Below are 13,871 nucleotides of genomic sequence, written 5' to 3'. Positions count from 1 at the left end.
CACCTGGAACACCAGCTTTGCGATATCCAAACCGACTCGTACGATTGCCATTTCGCTCTCCCTGTTCAGATGCGGTGCACTTGCCCGCTCGATCCTCAGTCTACTTACCTTCTGAGGTGGAGGGAGTCCATGGCATTAGCTAACGGGCCCACAACACGCTGCCGCGAAGCGGCAAGCTCTTGTTGTGGGTCCAGGTTGAGCGATGAGTTAGGCTTTGCCATTTTCCACCTTCACTATCTGCTTTGAGGGCACGCGCCGCAACTCCTTTGATGTTCGGGTTCCCACCAGCGCCGACACAGCTTGGGCTGAAGTGGAAAGTTCGCGTACTTTGGTTCACACGCGCTACGTGATAACAGAAAATCCCTTAGGCCTACGTAGCCGTCGTAGGACTTTAAGGTTTTGTCTTTCCACTGCTCTTCCCATCCATATCCGCCAGGTATTTGAGCAGCACCTAGCGCCCGAAGCGAAAACACAAACTGCTGGTCGTGGATAAGAATAATCTCGTGGCCACCAATTTGCGGGTTCAAGTAATTCCACCCAAATACCCAGTATGGGAACCTGGTAGCTTCGGCTTCGTGATACTTAACGATAAACTCTGCAATTGATTCCACTACATCACTTGGCTTGAGCGCCTCAAGCACGCTGTACACATCGTGCCCTCGGGTCTTTGCGTGCGTTAGGCCAGCTCGCACGTCGTTGAATTCCTCGATCCGATCAATTAAAGACACAGATAGAAGTGGCGCACAACCAATGATTTTGGCTGGCCACTTAGAAATCTTATCCATGAACTTCGCATAACGCAGTTCCTTCAGGACCTCTTGCTCGGTCATTTTTGGCGACAAGAAAGTACGCATCTTCTGATTTAAAAATGCTTCCAGCGCTGCAATTCCGAAGTAGAGTGCTGCCGTCTTGTGATGCCGCTCTTCAACCTCGCTCACCGCCTCAGCAGCAGACACAGATTCTCGGTACATCGACGAGAAGTTCTGCCAGGGGGGATTAACAAGCCATAGGTTCATGTTGTGCAGCCTAACTGAATACTTAAAAGGACAGCTGGCGCCGTTATGCACGACCGCGAGCCGTTATGCAAAATCGACCAAACGTCTGCAAACCGCGTTCTGCCTTGTTCTTAGGCGCCTCTGTATAAAAAGACAGTGATAAATAAACGCAAAACACGGCAGCCAGGCTGTCGTCCGTCCAAATCAGCGCATGCTGCCACGGAAAAATTGCCGTAGCAATATCACATTTATGGGAGCACTTCGCCTCTTTCGGCCAAGTCGGCTCGCCCGCTGCGCCGCCCTGGAAGTAAAATCCCCTGCAAAGTGTCTCAGTGAGTCTATTTGCCCACCTCGCCCCGCCAATACGAAAGAAGCCGATGCAAGCGTCCTCCGCAACAACACCCATACCCCTCGCCGCCCTTGTTTATCGCGATGGAATCGACCCAGCTCCTGTTCTCCAGGATGTTGTTTCCTTGCTACGCCAGCGGGGTGTTGTCGTCGGCGGCGCGGTCCAGCATGGCGATGTGGGATGTGCGATGACGCTGGAACTCCTGCCATCCGGCGTGCGTGTGCCGATTTCGCAGGACCTGGGCAGCGGCGCGAGCGGGTGCAGGCTCGACTCGGTGGCGTTGGCGGAGGCGGCGTCGCTGGTGCGCAAGGCGATTGATGCTTCACCTCAGCTGGCGGTGTTCAACAAGTTCGGATCGCAGGAGGCGGTGGGCAGTGGCATGCACGCGGAGATGGTGGCGGCGGTGACGGCTGGCGTCCCGATATTGACTGCTGTGCGCGACACCTTGCTGCCGCAGTGGGAAGAGTTTACTGGCGGCCAGTCTGCGCAGCTTTCCTGCACGGTTGAGGCGGCGCTCGCATGGTGGGACGCATTGGCTTCAGACTAACCTTTCTTCTCAGTACCCATCGGTTGCCGCAAGCGGGCAACCGATGACCACTTGATTAAGCGCACAGAAGCGCACGCTCTTCAATTTCTGCTGATGCTTTCGGCGCGCATCCAGCGCATCTCCAGTGTTTCCCAGCGCTCATCCAATTTACTTAACGCGCGATCACCTTCGTTTTCCGGATCTTCTGTTGCAGCTGCATGATGCCGTACAGGAGTGCTTCCGCCGTGGGGGGACAGCCTGGCACGTAGACGTCTACCGGAATGATCCGGTCGCAGCCGCGTACCACTGAATAGGCATAGTGGTAGTACCCGCCGCCGTTCGCGCAGGAGCCCATGGAGATGACATATTTCGGGTCGGGCATCTGGTCATAGACCTTGCGCAGTGCAACCGCCATCTTGTTGGTGAGCGTGCCGGCGACGATCATGAGGTCGGCCTGGCGCGGACTGGCGCGCGGCATGACGCCGAAGCGATCCATGTCGTAGCGCGACGCTGCAGCCTGCATCATTTCGACGGCGCAGCAGGCTAGGCCGAACGACAAATACCAGATGCTGTTGCTGCGTGCCGTGGCCAGCAATTCCTCCACGCTGGTCAGGATATAGCCGTGGGTGTCGAGTGAGGTGCCTTCCATTCGCATGCTCCTTTCTGTTGCGGGAACATTAAAGGAATGGAATGCGGAAATCTTGTACCGACACGACATGTGTGAAGCACCCCGCCCCGTCGCCGGACAGCATTAATGCATGAATGCAGCCAGTTCTTCAGGCCCAAGCTGCCAAAGCCGGTAGATGGAGTTGCTGTCGCTACGGGACTTGACGAAGCGTCCTGGCGTATCGCCAACGAACTGGCGGAAATCCCGCGTGAAGTGAGCCTGGTCCGCGTAACGCGCGTCTTGCGCAGCGCGGGAGAGGCTGGTCGCCTGCGGCGCTGCTTGCATCAAGGTGGCGAGTGCGGTTGAAAAACGCGCGAGCCGGCGGTAGTCGCGCAAGGGCATGCCATGATGGACGAGGAAGCGGCGCTCCAGTTGACGAGCACTGATGAACAGCGCCCCGGCCAGTTCGGAGGTCGGCAGCAGCAAGCGGTCAAGCGGCAGCGCAGGCAGCATCGGCTGAGTCTTGCGCAGCGAAGCCTGCCGCAGATGCGTCAGCAGAAAATCCTCCAGCAGGAGTTGGTGCTGTCCCTCCGCGGCAAGAGACAGGCGCTCTACAAGTGCAGCGGTGATGCCCCGCTCCGCAATGGCATCCAATGGCACCAGCTGCTCGCTCAGCAGGTTGGCCGGGATGCCGAAGCAGGCAACGAATCCGGCAGGCCGGAATGTAGCCGCGATGAAGCGGCTTCCCGGCTCGACGCGAAACCAGCGCGGGAACAAGGATGGCCCGCCGACGAAGGCGGTTGGAAGCCGGTACGTAAACTGCCCATCTTCCGGGAGGCAAGTTCCTCCTTGCAGGTAGATCACAAGCTGCACATCGATGGTGGCGGGAAGGTGCACATCAAGATTGTCGAAGCCGCTGACCATGAAGTTCCTGACGTAGGGAGCAAGTTCTCTTCGCGGTAAAACGATCTGTCTGCGCATGATGTGCTGTGGGGCGATGCAGCCGGATATTGATGTGCGCCATTGTAGCCGAGCGCCCCTCTCCGCAAGTTCCGCCCATTTGCATGCCGGTCTGAAACGAAAATTTTCCCGGTGCAGTTATCGGATTTATCGGCGCAATTTCCGATCAAACAGGGGTTACTTCCGACAACACATTGCAACAAGGAGATATCCATGGATGTGCAACCCCAAGCAGACGAAAGCATGGAAAAAGTGGCGAAGCTCGTGAAGGAAATCAGATTCGCGATGCTGACAACGCACGAGCCCAATGGCGCATTGCACAGCCGGCCGATGACGACGCTGCAAATGGACGGCGACGGTTGCCTCTGGTTCTTTACCAACGTGCATTCCTACAAGGTGGACGACGTGGATCACGAGGCGAAGGTCAACCTGGCATACGCGCGCACCGACAAGCAGGATTACCTGTCGGTCGCCGGTACGGCGGAAGTGGTACGCGACCGCAAGAAGATGGAAGAGCTGTGGACGCCATGGCTCAAGCCCTGGTTCCAGGACGGGCTCGATGATCCCGAACTGGTGCTGTTGAAGGTGAGGATGGATGAAGCGCACTACTGGGAAGCGCCAGGAAGTGCCGTGAAGCGGCTGTACGGCCTTGCCAAGGGCATACTGACCGGCAATACCGATGCACTTGGAGGCCAGGGCACGGCGCGCAATGTGCACTAGCCGCTCGCATTCGAGTCACCAAACGCGTTGACGGCTACACTCGCCGATACGATGGCGACCGCACACTCCGGCCAGCGCGGCAGCCGATGCGTCGTGATCACTGGCGCGTCTGCAGGCATTGGCCGTGCGGCGGCGCTTGCCTTTGCCTCACGCGGTTGGCATGTCGCATTGCTTGCGCGCGGCACGGACGGGCTGGAAGCCGCGCGCAAGGAGATTGAAACCATCGGCGGCATGGCGATTGCCATCGCGGTCGACGTCACCGACCATGCGCAGGTGGAAGCAGCCGCTGAACGTGTCGAACGTGAACTCGGACCGATCGACGTATGGGTGAACAATGCGATGGCGACCATCTTCTGCCCTTTCGAGCAGATCTCGCCGGAGGACTTCGAGCAGGCGACGCGCGTTACCTACCTTGGCGCGGTGTGGGGAACGATGGCTGCGCTGCGGCGCATGAAGCCGCGCAATGCGGGCACCATCGTGCAGGTCGGTTCGGCGCTCGCCTATCGGTCCATTCCGCTGCAGGCTCCTTATTGCGGCGCGAAAAGCGCGCTGCGCGGCTTTACCGACTCCCTGCGGTCCGAGCTGATCCATGACAAAAGCCGCGTGCACCTGACGATGGTGCAGTTGTCAGCCTTCAACACGCCCCAGTTCGACTGGGGCAAGACCTGCTTTGACAAGGAGCCGCAGCCCGTGCCGCCGATCTTTCAGCCGGAGCTGGCGGCAGAAGCCATCGTGTGGGCAGCCGAGCATCGCCGGCGCGAGCTGTGGGTTGGATTTCCGGCGGTGAAGGCGATCCTTGGCACACGCGTGGTACCCGGGTTCATCGACCGGCTGCTGGCGCGACGTGCGTATAGCGGCCAGCTGACGGACAATCCGCTACCGCCGGGCCGCAACGATAATCTGTACCAGCCGGTGACAGGCGACCATGGCGCGCACGGGCGCTTCGACGCGCAATCGAAGAATTACAGCGTACAGTACTGGCTGACCACACATCGGCGGCCGGTTGCGGCGATGGCCATTTTGCTCACGGCCGTTGCGGTTCTTGCTTGGATTACCGTCAGCGCCTGACTTCCCCTTCCGTTTCCGGCACATCGCCAAGCGCCAGGCGCGCCATGATCTGCGACACATGGGTTAGACCCTGCGGGAAATTGCCGAGCATTTGCTTGCCTTCCACGTCGTATTCTTCCGAAAACAGCCCCAGGTCATTGGCGCAGGCCAGTGCCCGGTGGTAGTACGCCCACGCCTTGTCCTTTCGCCCCTGCCGCGCAAGGCAGTTCACCAGCCAGAAGGTGCACGGCAGGAAGACGCCCTCTTCACCCGCCAGCCCGTCGGGCGACCGATAGCGGCGCAGCAGGCCGCGGTAATCGAGCGTCTCGCAGATGGCATCGGTGGTGCGCAGCATGCGCGGGTCGTCATAGGCGAGCAGGCCGACGCGCGGCATCAGCAGCAAGGCCGCATCGAGATCGTCGCTGCCGAATGCCTGCACGAAGATGCCTCGCTTATCGTCATACCCCTCACGCTCGATCGCATCGCGGATCATGTCGCGGTTCATGCACCAGCGTTCTATCGGTGCCGGGAAGCGGTTGTCCTGCGCCAGCATCACGCCGCGATTGAGCGCCGCCCAGCACATCGCCTTGGAATGGACATGGTGGCGCGGTGCGCCGCGCACTTCCCAGAAGCCATGGTCCGGCTCTTCCCAGCGATGACAGACGAGGTCGACCACATCTACCAGGAAGTCCCAGTATTCCGGTTCCGTGCGATGGCCATGCGCATGCCACTCCCAGGCCATTTCCAGCAGCTCGCCATACACATCAAGCTGTACCTGCCGCGCGGCGCCATTGCCGATGCGCACCGGCTTCGAGCCACGGTAGCCTTCCAGCCAGTCGAGTTCGATCTCCGTCAGGCGGCGCTTGCCGTCGACGCCGTACATGATCTGCATCTGCTCGGCGTCGCCGGCGGCACTGCGCTGGATGAACTGGTGGAAGCGGTTGGCTTCCTCCACATAACCCAATTCATGCAACGCGCGCACGGTGAAGACGGAGTCGCGGATCCAGCTGAAGCGATAGTCCCAGTTGCGCTCGCCGCCTATCCATTCCGGGAGGGATGTTGTCGCCGCTGCGGCAATTGCGCCGGTACGGTCGGAGCTGAGGGCCTTGAGCACAATGGCCGAACACAGGCTCTGTCCATCCACCGCGTGCGACGCATGTATACGCTGCGCCCATGCCTGCCACCAGTCGCGCGTGCAGTCGAAAAAGCGATCGATGCCTGCCGCGTCGGGCAGGCCTGCCGAGATGGTGCGGTCGATCAGTTCCGGGAACTGGAACTGGATCACCAGCCGCACGCGCTGTCCGGCATCGACGCGAAACACCGAGGCGAGGTCGCCAGGGCGCTCCACGTCCAGCGGCACGTCGGCATGGATGATCAGCCCCTTGTTGCTGCCGATGGCAGCAAACGCACCACGGTCGTCGCACCGGATGTGCGGGATGACGTCGCCGTAGTCGAAACGCGGGCGCACTTCCATGCGCATTTCCACCGAACCGGACAGACCGTCGACGATACGCACATGGTCGTAGCGCGCATGCTCAATGGCTTGCGTGTCCATCGCGAAAAAGTCATACAGCCGCACCTCGCCATCCGGCGTTCGAAAATGCGTCTCCAGGATCATCGACCCATCGACATAGGTGCGCGTCGATGTGCACTCCTCACTGGTCGGCGCAATCGCGCAGTAACCGCCGCGGTCCCAATCGAGCAGACGCCCGAAGCAACTGTCGTCGTCGATACGCGGCATGCAGCACCAATCGATGGAACCGTCGCGCGACACCAGCGCTGCGCAATGGCAGTCGCTGATCAGGGCGTAGTCGGCAATCGGCGGGTAACGCTGCATGGATGTCCACGATAAAAATATGCCGCGTACGCAAGTTGCATACCCGGAGCAAGGCGAAGCAGTGAATCTGTGCACGCCTGCCGTGTCGAAAGTGCATTGCCCCGGTTGGATGCGGCGCCGGGGCACCGTGCTGTCTCACTGGAATGACAAGGAGGACCTATGGCGATAACGGTACATAACTCGCGTCCCGACGCCCCGTCCGTCACGCTGTTCGGCAGGCTCGACGACGGCACCTATGCAGCAGAGGTGATGGCAGAGACAAGCGTTCCCTATTCTTCGTACTGGGACAATGCCATCGAACAAGTTGCGGTGTATATCGAGCCGAGCGATGACCAATTGCAACGCGTGGTTGCGGCGCTGAACGAGGGACGCCTGGATTTTTCCACGCTCCAGAATTTCGGCTCGGCAAACGGCGGCGAGTCGACCTTGCCTATCTGAACGGAGCATCAACGCGGCTGCTCCTTCGCCGGGCTTTCGAGCTTGTCGACGGTTGCTTTCACGTTGGTGCTGCCGCCCTTGCGCCACACCTCGATGTTGACGGTGGTGCCCGGCTTGGTGCCCGCCACCAGGCGTGCCAGATCGGCCGAGGTTTCCACCTTCTGCCCGTTCAGTGCCAGGATCACATCGCCCGGCACGAGTCCAGCCTTGTGCGCCGGGCCGCCTTTCTCCACCGCAGCGACCAGCGCGCCAATCGGCTCCTTCAAGCCGAAGGTAGCGGCCAGGTCCACCGTCATTTCCTGCACCTGCACGCCGATGCGCCCGCGTGTGACTTCGCCGGTTTCACGAAGCTGCTTGGCAACGTTCATCGCGATATCGATCGGAATCGCGAAGGAGATGCCCATGTAGCCGCCCGTCTGGCTGTAGATCTGGGAATTGATGCCAATCACCTCGCTGCGCGTGCTGAACAACGGTCCGCCGGAATTGCCCGGGTTGACGGCGACATCGGTCTGGATAAAGGGCACATAGCTTTCGTTCGGCAGCACCCGCCCCTTCGCGCTGACGACGCCAACCGTGATGCTGTTGTCAAAACCGAACGGCGCGCCGATGGCGGCGACCCATTCGCCCGGCTCCAGCTTGTTCGGATCGCCAACCTTAACGACAGGCAGGTTGCTTGCGTCGATCTTGATCAAGGCCACATCGGTATAGGGATCGATGCCGATCATCTTGGCCTTGTACTCGCGCTTGTTGGTCAGGCGCACATTGATCTCGCTGACGTCCGCAACCACATGGGCATTGGTGAGGATGAAGCCGTCGGCGCTGATGATGAACCCAGACCCGAGACTGCCCGCAGGCGCTTCGCCGGCGTCCGGCGGCACGCCGAAACGGCGGAAGAATTCCAGCAGCGGGTCGCCTTCACGCAGCTGCGGGCCCGCCGCCTGGTCCGTCAAAGTCGAGGTGCCGCTGACATTGACGACTGCCACGCCCTGCTGCTTCACAAGGTCGACAAAGCTGGGCAGCTGGACGCCCGGTGCAGCCAGTGCCGGCGCTGGTGCGGCTTGCGGCGCTGGCGCGGCCTGTTTGTTGTCCGAATCCGAGCACGCAAGCAACATCAGTGCAACGGCCGCTGATGCCGCAGTCCTGCCATCAATGAACTTGCACTTCATCATTGTTCTTCTCCCGGTTCCATTGGCCGTTTGTTGGCCGGTAATTGACGGGCGGCAGTGCAAACTTTACGAAGCGGCGGAAATTTATACCGGCTGGTCCCGCTGCAAAGGGCGAAATACCGGATCCTCTCCCACCTGTCCCACTTCGGCGATGTGGTCCGCTGCAGCTTGGCCCAGGGTATCGCCGATCATCTCCGGCGCCACCGCCGGGAGCAGCTCTGCCAGCTCGCTCACCGGCATCAACCGGTTCCACTCCGGATCCCACTGGTCGTACGCGTGCGCGATCTGCTTCCAGACCACTCCCTGCATTTCTGTCAGTGCCATAGTTTCTCCATGTCTTGTTCAGATTCTTGCGCTTAGAGACTGTTTGAAAACCGACTGCGCGGCTCCGGATCGTTTTACCGCCCGCCGGCAGATGAACCGGTATTGCCACCACCTGTACCGAGGTTGGCGCCGCCCGCGTTGTTGCTCCTCTCCAGCGCCATGAAATAGCCATTGATGCGGTTGCGGAACTCCGCCGTGTTCAGGTCCGGCCAGAGGTTGCGCTCAAAGCCGTGCGACATGTCGAGCTGCTTGCGGTCCAGCGTCAGCACCAGGTCCGCACGCCTCTTCTCCGGGAAGCGCAAGGCCGACAGCGGCACCGGCAGGAGCTTGTTGTCGAGGCTCCAGGACTTGTCGAAGTCGAGCACGACATAGGACAGGCGGCCGCGTCCGATGTCCATCACGAGGTCCTGCACCTCTCCGGCATTGCGCCCTTCGCTGTCATCCACGTTCTTGCCGATCAGCTCCGTCGCACGCACCAATTGCCGGCGCGGCGTTGCCCGGGCGGCGTCCGCTGCCCCCGGTGCCGTCTCGCCCTGACGGAAGAACTGATCGACCTTGTCGAAATAGCGGCTGTCGCCCGCCCCGGGCCAGGCATCCCGCACGAAGCCCGGCGCGTCCTTCAACTTGTTGCGATCCAGCGCCAGCAGCATTTCGTCACGGCCGCTCACCTTGAAGGCGGACATCGGATAGGCATACAGCTTGTCGCCGAAGCCGAGCGTACCGCCGAGGGACAGCACCGCATAGTCCACGCGGCGCGCGCCGACATCGATCATGAAATCCTTGAATTCGCCCAGCGTTTCTCCACCCGCATCCTTGATGCTGCGCCCGAGCAGCCGGCTGGCGCGTACGTCGAGTGAACCCTGTTCCGGTGCGGCAGATGTTCCGGCGGCTGCACTGGACGGTGGCGAGCTGCCGCTGCTGCCGCCCTCCTGCGCAAGAGAATCCATAAGGGCCGACATGCCGGCTGCGGCCATCGCGCCGCAAGCGAGCAACTTGCGAGGAAAGCGCATGTTCATGTTGTTCTCCTTGGGCACATGCCGCATGCCACATGCTGCCTGCTGCAACAACGTGCCGACCGAGAAAACTTCAGGGGGAAACCGGATCGTCCCGGTCGGGATCCGGCGCAAGATTGCGCTCGGCATCATCCCGGCTGATTTTGCTGACATGCGGCTGTCCGCCTTGCTGCGATGCGTTGCTGCCTGCTTCTTTGCGTACAGTCGCCGGCTTACTGCCGGGCGACGACGCCTGCCGATTGCGTTCCCCTGCCTGCGGGTCTACCTGTGGCTTTGCCTGCTGTGGCTTCGCCTGTTTATCGCCGGTATTCATGATCACCCTTTCCCAACCAGGTCGGGCGCAATTCCATGCCCGGCCCGGGAACATGACAGATACAGGATTTGGTGTGCGTGATAGCCGTTAGTTCCTTTTTGTGCAAGCGCTGAACCAGAAGAAACAGCACGCGAAAACCTGCTTCCAGCCAACGCAAATTACATGCATTTGTAAAAAGCGCTGAACCTTTTGCGCCTTGCCGCAGTCGGCTTCACTGACTGTTTCCGGTGCAGCGTTTGCAGCCCGGAGCGATCTGTTCCGCGCTTGCCGGCAGCGGATGGATTTGCGCTCTTCTCGCCTGACGGCAACGCGGTTTGTTCCATTACTTCACAGGAGAAACATCATGCTAGTAGCTGACGCAATGACACGCGACGTGAAGATGGTCAGTCCCGACCAGAGCATCATTGATGCGGCACGGATGATGGCCGACTGCGACTGCGGCATATTGCCGGTAGCCGAGAACGACCGACTGGTCGGCATGATCACCGACCGCGACATCGTGGTGCGCGCGCTCGCTGAAGGCAAATCGAGCGATACCAGGATCAAGGATGTGATGAGCCCGGACGTCAAGTATTGTTTTGAGGAAGACGACATCGACGATGTGGCCGCCAATATGGGCGACCTGCAGATCCGCCGCCTGCCGGTCTTGAACAAGGACAAACGGCTGGTGGGCATCGTGTCGCTCGGTGACATTGCCAATACCGACGAGGTCCCCGCTGCCGATGCGCTGTCGGCCATTTCCGAACCGGCTTCGCAACATATCAGCACCGGCATTCGCCCGCACTAAGCGCCTTGCCTCTTTTCCCGTACGCCGCTCCCCGGTTCCGGCCGGCATCGTGCGGCGCGGGAGACAAGCGCTGGCGCTCAGCCACCAACACAGGCGCGTTACGGAGCGCGCCTCGTTTCTGGCATGCCGTATGCAGTGCGGCATACTTGTCCGCGATTTTTCCCCAGCGATTTCTCTTCATCCACACAGGAGACAGGCATGGCTACGACGGTAGGCGACTTCCTCCTGCGCCGGCTGTCCGAATGGGACGTGCAGCGCATCTACGGCTATCCCGGCGACGGCATCAACGGCATCATGGGCGCCTTCGGCCGCATCGGGGACAAGATGCAGTTCGTGCAGGCCCGGCATGAAGAGCTGGCCGCCTTCATGGCATGCGCCCATGCCAAGTTCACCGGTGAGGTCGGTGTCTGCTTAGCCACTTCCGGCCCGGGCGCCATCCACCTGCTGAACGGGCTGTATGACGCCAAGCTCGACCACCAGCCGGTCGTGGCCATCGTCGGGCAGCAGAAGCGTGCCTCGCTCGGTGGCGACTACCAGCAGGAGGTCGACCTGCTGTCGCTGTTCAAGGACGTTGCGCATGAATTCGTGCACATGGCGACGACCCCGGACCAGATCCGGCACCTGGTGGACCGCGCGATGCGCATCGCACGCGACCAGAGGACAGTGACCTGCATCATCATCCCCAACGATGTGCAGGACATGCCGGCAGTCGAGACGCCCGCACATGAGCACGGAACGGTGCATAGCGGCATCGGCTACACCTCGCGCCCGACGCTGCCCAATGAATCCGACCTCGCCTGCGCCGCATCGGTGCTCAACGCCGGCAAGAAGGTCGCGATGCTGGTCGGCGCCGGCGCCATGCATGCGACTGACGAAGTGCTGGAAGTGGCGCGCTTGCTCGGCGCTGGTGTGGCAAAGGCCCTGCTCGGCAAGGCTGCAGTGCCCGACGATATCCCGTTCGTGACCGGCGCCATCGGCCTGCTCGGCACCAAGCCGAGCTGGGACCTGATGAATGAATGCGACACGCTATTGATGATCGGCTCGTCCTTTCCCTATTCCGAGTTCCTGCCGAAGGAAGGCCAGGCGCGCGGCGTGCAGATCGACATCGACGGTCGCATGCTAAACCTGCGCTACCCGATGGAAGTCGGCCTCGTCGGCGATTCCAAGGCCACGCTGCGCGCACTGATTCCGCACCTGCAGCAGAAGCAGGACCTCGGCTGGCAGCAGCAGATCGCGCAGAACGTCGCCCGCTGGTGGAAGGTGCTGGAAGCGCGCGCGATGAACGATGCGAAGCCGATTAACCCGCAGCGCGTGTTCTGGGAACTGTCGTCGCGCCTGCCCGACCATTGCATCCTGACCTGCGACTCCGGCTCCGCCGCCAACTGGTATGCGCGCGACCTGCGCCTGCGGCGCGGCATGATCGCCTCCCTGTCCGGCGGGCTCGCGACGATGGGTCCGGCGATCCCCTATGCGATTGCAGCCAAGTACGCGTATCCGGACCGCCCCGTGATCGCGATGCTGGGCGATGGCGCGATGCAGATGAACGGCATCAGCGCACTGATTACCGTTGCGCGCATATGGCGAGAGTGGGCCGATCCGCGCCTCGTCGTGATGGTACTCAACAACGGCGACCTGAACCAGGTGACATGGGAGCAGCGCGCCCTGGAGGGTGACCCGAAGTTCGAAGGCTCCCAGAACCTCCCCGACTTTCCGTATGCGGCGTATGCCGACCTGCTCGGGCTGAACGCCATACGCGTGGACCGGCCCGAGGATATCGGCCCCGCGTGGGATCGTGCGCTGTCGGCGCGTGCGCCGACGGTGGTGGAGATGGTCACCGATCCCGACGTTCCGCCGCTGCCGCCGCATGTATCGGCCAAGCAGGCAAAGGCCTACCTGTCCGCCCTGCTGCATCGCGATCCGGATGCAATCGGCATGGTGAAGGCTTCTGCCAAGGAATGGTGGGACGGCCTTTTTCCGCCGAACAAAGCTTCATGAGCAGAGAGCGCTGCGATCAATGGCGCATTAGCGTCCGCACGATTTACAAGTGAGGATACCCGCGAGTTCTGGCAAGTACCCGGCGTGACCACAAAATATCGACATCCTTCGCCCGAATGAGAATCGTGTCCTGACTGAAGCGCTGTTCCAGCGCCCGACGGTAATCGACCCACCACGCTGCGTCTGTGGCATCGACCATGACCTTTATCGGTCAGTCTCTTGTACTTCGGGGGGAGCCCATATACGCTGAGTTAGCTGGCGTTTCAGTGATTGAGCGGGTACGCTCCGCATATTCTTCCATTGATATTTCTCCTCGTCTAAGCGCCTGTACATCGGGATTCGAATGCGCTGTATTAAAGTCTGAAGAATCGGACTTCAAAGCAAATGGACTGATAAGGAACCCGGCAATAATGCAGATACAGATACTCGCAAATGCAAAACGCGCTAGAACATCACCGAGAAAATCATACTTCCCATCGAGGAACAGCAGCAGTCCAGAAAAGGTCGCAACGCCCCAACAGACGTTCAGCCATCTTTGTAGCTGACGACCTCGTGCGGACCGATTTACAAAGTTCTCCACTTTCTTCTTTTTGCAGCTAACGTCGAAGGTAATGCGACGCCGTAAAGCGGTCGCCGTTGACCGCAGTGTTAGCCCGGTACGGTCTGGAGACATAGGTAACAGTTTAGTCCGGGGACATGGGTAACAGTTTTGCCAAACTAAAAGGGTATCTCAAGGAGGTGCCCTATGCCTTGGAGCGAAACAACACCTATGGACCAGAAGACACAGTTTATTG

The 13,871-nt window shown here is 60.6% G+C and carries 14 protein-coding genes; 6 read left to right on the top strand and 8 right to left on the bottom strand.

What is annotated here, in order from left to right; translation table 11 throughout:
- Positions 1-233 precede the first annotated feature (233 nt).
- Complete coding sequence (locus tag VFF99_RS09750; RefSeq protein WP_325017329.1) at positions 234-1,016, bottom strand: hypothetical protein; 783 nt, start codon at positions 1,014-1,016, stop codon at positions 234-236.
- Between the two features lie 356 nt (positions 1,017-1,372).
- On the opposite strand from VFF99_RS09750, the gene VFF99_RS09745 reads away from it, so the two are divergent.
- Positions 1,373-1,891 (top strand): DUF2478 domain-containing protein, encoded by a 519-nt coding sequence (locus VFF99_RS09745; RefSeq protein WP_325017327.1) that lies wholly within the window; start codon positions 1,373-1,375, stop codon positions 1,889-1,891.
- Positions 1,892-2,042: 151 nt separating this feature from the next.
- Here the strand turns inward: VFF99_RS09745 and VFF99_RS09740 are convergent, their stop codons facing one another.
- Both VFF99_RS09740 and VFF99_RS09735 read right to left on the bottom strand, forming a co-directional pair.
- Complete coding sequence (locus VFF99_RS09740; protein WP_414691524.1) at positions 2,043-2,588, bottom strand: NuoB/complex I 20 kDa subunit family protein; 546 nt, start codon at positions 2,586-2,588, stop codon at positions 2,043-2,045.
- Between the two features lie 33 nt (positions 2,589-2,621).
- Entirely contained in the window at positions 2,622-3,401 is a 780-nt protein-coding gene (locus VFF99_RS09735) for a helix-turn-helix domain-containing protein (protein ID WP_414691523.1), read from the bottom strand.
- Between the two features lie 249 nt (positions 3,402-3,650).
- Between VFF99_RS09735 and VFF99_RS09730 the strand changes: the two genes are divergently transcribed.
- Complete coding sequence (locus VFF99_RS09730; RefSeq protein WP_325017322.1) at positions 3,651-4,157, top strand: pyridoxamine 5'-phosphate oxidase family protein; 507 nt, start codon at positions 3,651-3,653, stop codon at positions 4,155-4,157.
- A 51-nt stretch (positions 4,158-4,208) separates the two neighbouring features.
- Entirely contained in the window at positions 4,209-5,225 is a 1,017-nt protein-coding gene (locus VFF99_RS09725) for an SDR family oxidoreductase (RefSeq protein ID WP_325017320.1), read from the top strand.
- On the opposite strand, the gene VFF99_RS09720 is transcribed toward VFF99_RS09725, so the two are convergent.
- On the bottom strand, positions 5,215-7,041 hold the full coding sequence (locus tag VFF99_RS09720; protein WP_325017319.1) for a glycoside hydrolase family 15 protein: 1,827 nt from the start codon (positions 7,039-7,041) through the stop codon (positions 5,215-5,217). The genes VFF99_RS09725 and VFF99_RS09720 overlap by 11 nt on opposite strands.
- A gap of 159 nt (positions 7,042-7,200) precedes the next feature.
- On the opposite strand from VFF99_RS09720, the gene VFF99_RS09715 reads away from it, so the two are divergent.
- On the top strand, positions 7,201-7,479 hold the full coding sequence (locus tag VFF99_RS09715) for a hypothetical protein (protein WP_325017317.1): 279 nt from the start codon (positions 7,201-7,203) through the stop codon (positions 7,477-7,479).
- A gap of 8 nt (positions 7,480-7,487) precedes the next feature.
- On the opposite strand, the gene VFF99_RS09710 is transcribed toward VFF99_RS09715, so the two are convergent.
- The 4 genes from VFF99_RS09710 to VFF99_RS09695 all read right to left on the bottom strand — a co-directional run bounded on the left by VFF99_RS09710 (position 7,488) and on the right by VFF99_RS09695 (position 10,295).
- The gene (locus VFF99_RS09710; RefSeq protein WP_325017315.1) at positions 7,488-8,648 is read right to left on the bottom strand and encodes a trypsin-like peptidase domain-containing protein; all 1,161 of its coding nucleotides are present in this window, start codon (positions 8,646-8,648) and stop codon (positions 7,488-7,490) included.
- An 81-nt stretch (positions 8,649-8,729) separates the two neighbouring features.
- Entirely contained in the window at positions 8,730-8,969 is a 240-nt protein-coding gene (locus VFF99_RS09705; protein ID WP_325017314.1) for a hypothetical protein, read from the bottom strand.
- Positions 8,970-9,043: 74 nt separating this feature from the next.
- A complete protein-coding gene (locus VFF99_RS09700; RefSeq protein ID WP_325017312.1) occupies positions 9,044-9,985 on the bottom strand; it encodes a PRC-barrel domain-containing protein in 942 nt (313 codons plus the stop codon).
- Positions 9,986-10,055: 70 nt separating this feature from the next.
- Positions 10,056-10,295: a hypothetical protein gene (locus VFF99_RS09695; protein WP_325017310.1), complete on the bottom strand. Its 240-nt coding sequence runs from the start codon at positions 10,293-10,295 to the stop codon at positions 10,056-10,058.
- A gap of 343 nt (positions 10,296-10,638) precedes the next feature.
- Between VFF99_RS09695 and VFF99_RS09690 the strand changes: the two genes are divergently transcribed.
- Entirely contained in the window at positions 10,639-11,082 is a 444-nt protein-coding gene (locus VFF99_RS09690) for a CBS domain-containing protein (protein WP_325017308.1), read from the top strand.
- Between the two features lie 198 nt (positions 11,083-11,280).
- Positions 11,281-13,077, top strand: coding sequence for a thiamine pyrophosphate-requiring protein (locus tag VFF99_RS09685; protein WP_325017307.1), 1,797 nt, complete (start codon positions 11,281-11,283; stop codon positions 13,075-13,077).
- The last annotated feature ends 794 nt before the right edge of the window (positions 13,078-13,871 follow it).

It is taken from the genome of Noviherbaspirillum sp., from assembly GCF_035654295.1.
Classification (GTDB): Bacteria; Pseudomonadota; Gammaproteobacteria; order Burkholderiales; family Burkholderiaceae_D; genus Noviherbaspirillum.
This window is presented reverse-complemented; position numbering and strand designations above follow the sequence as displayed.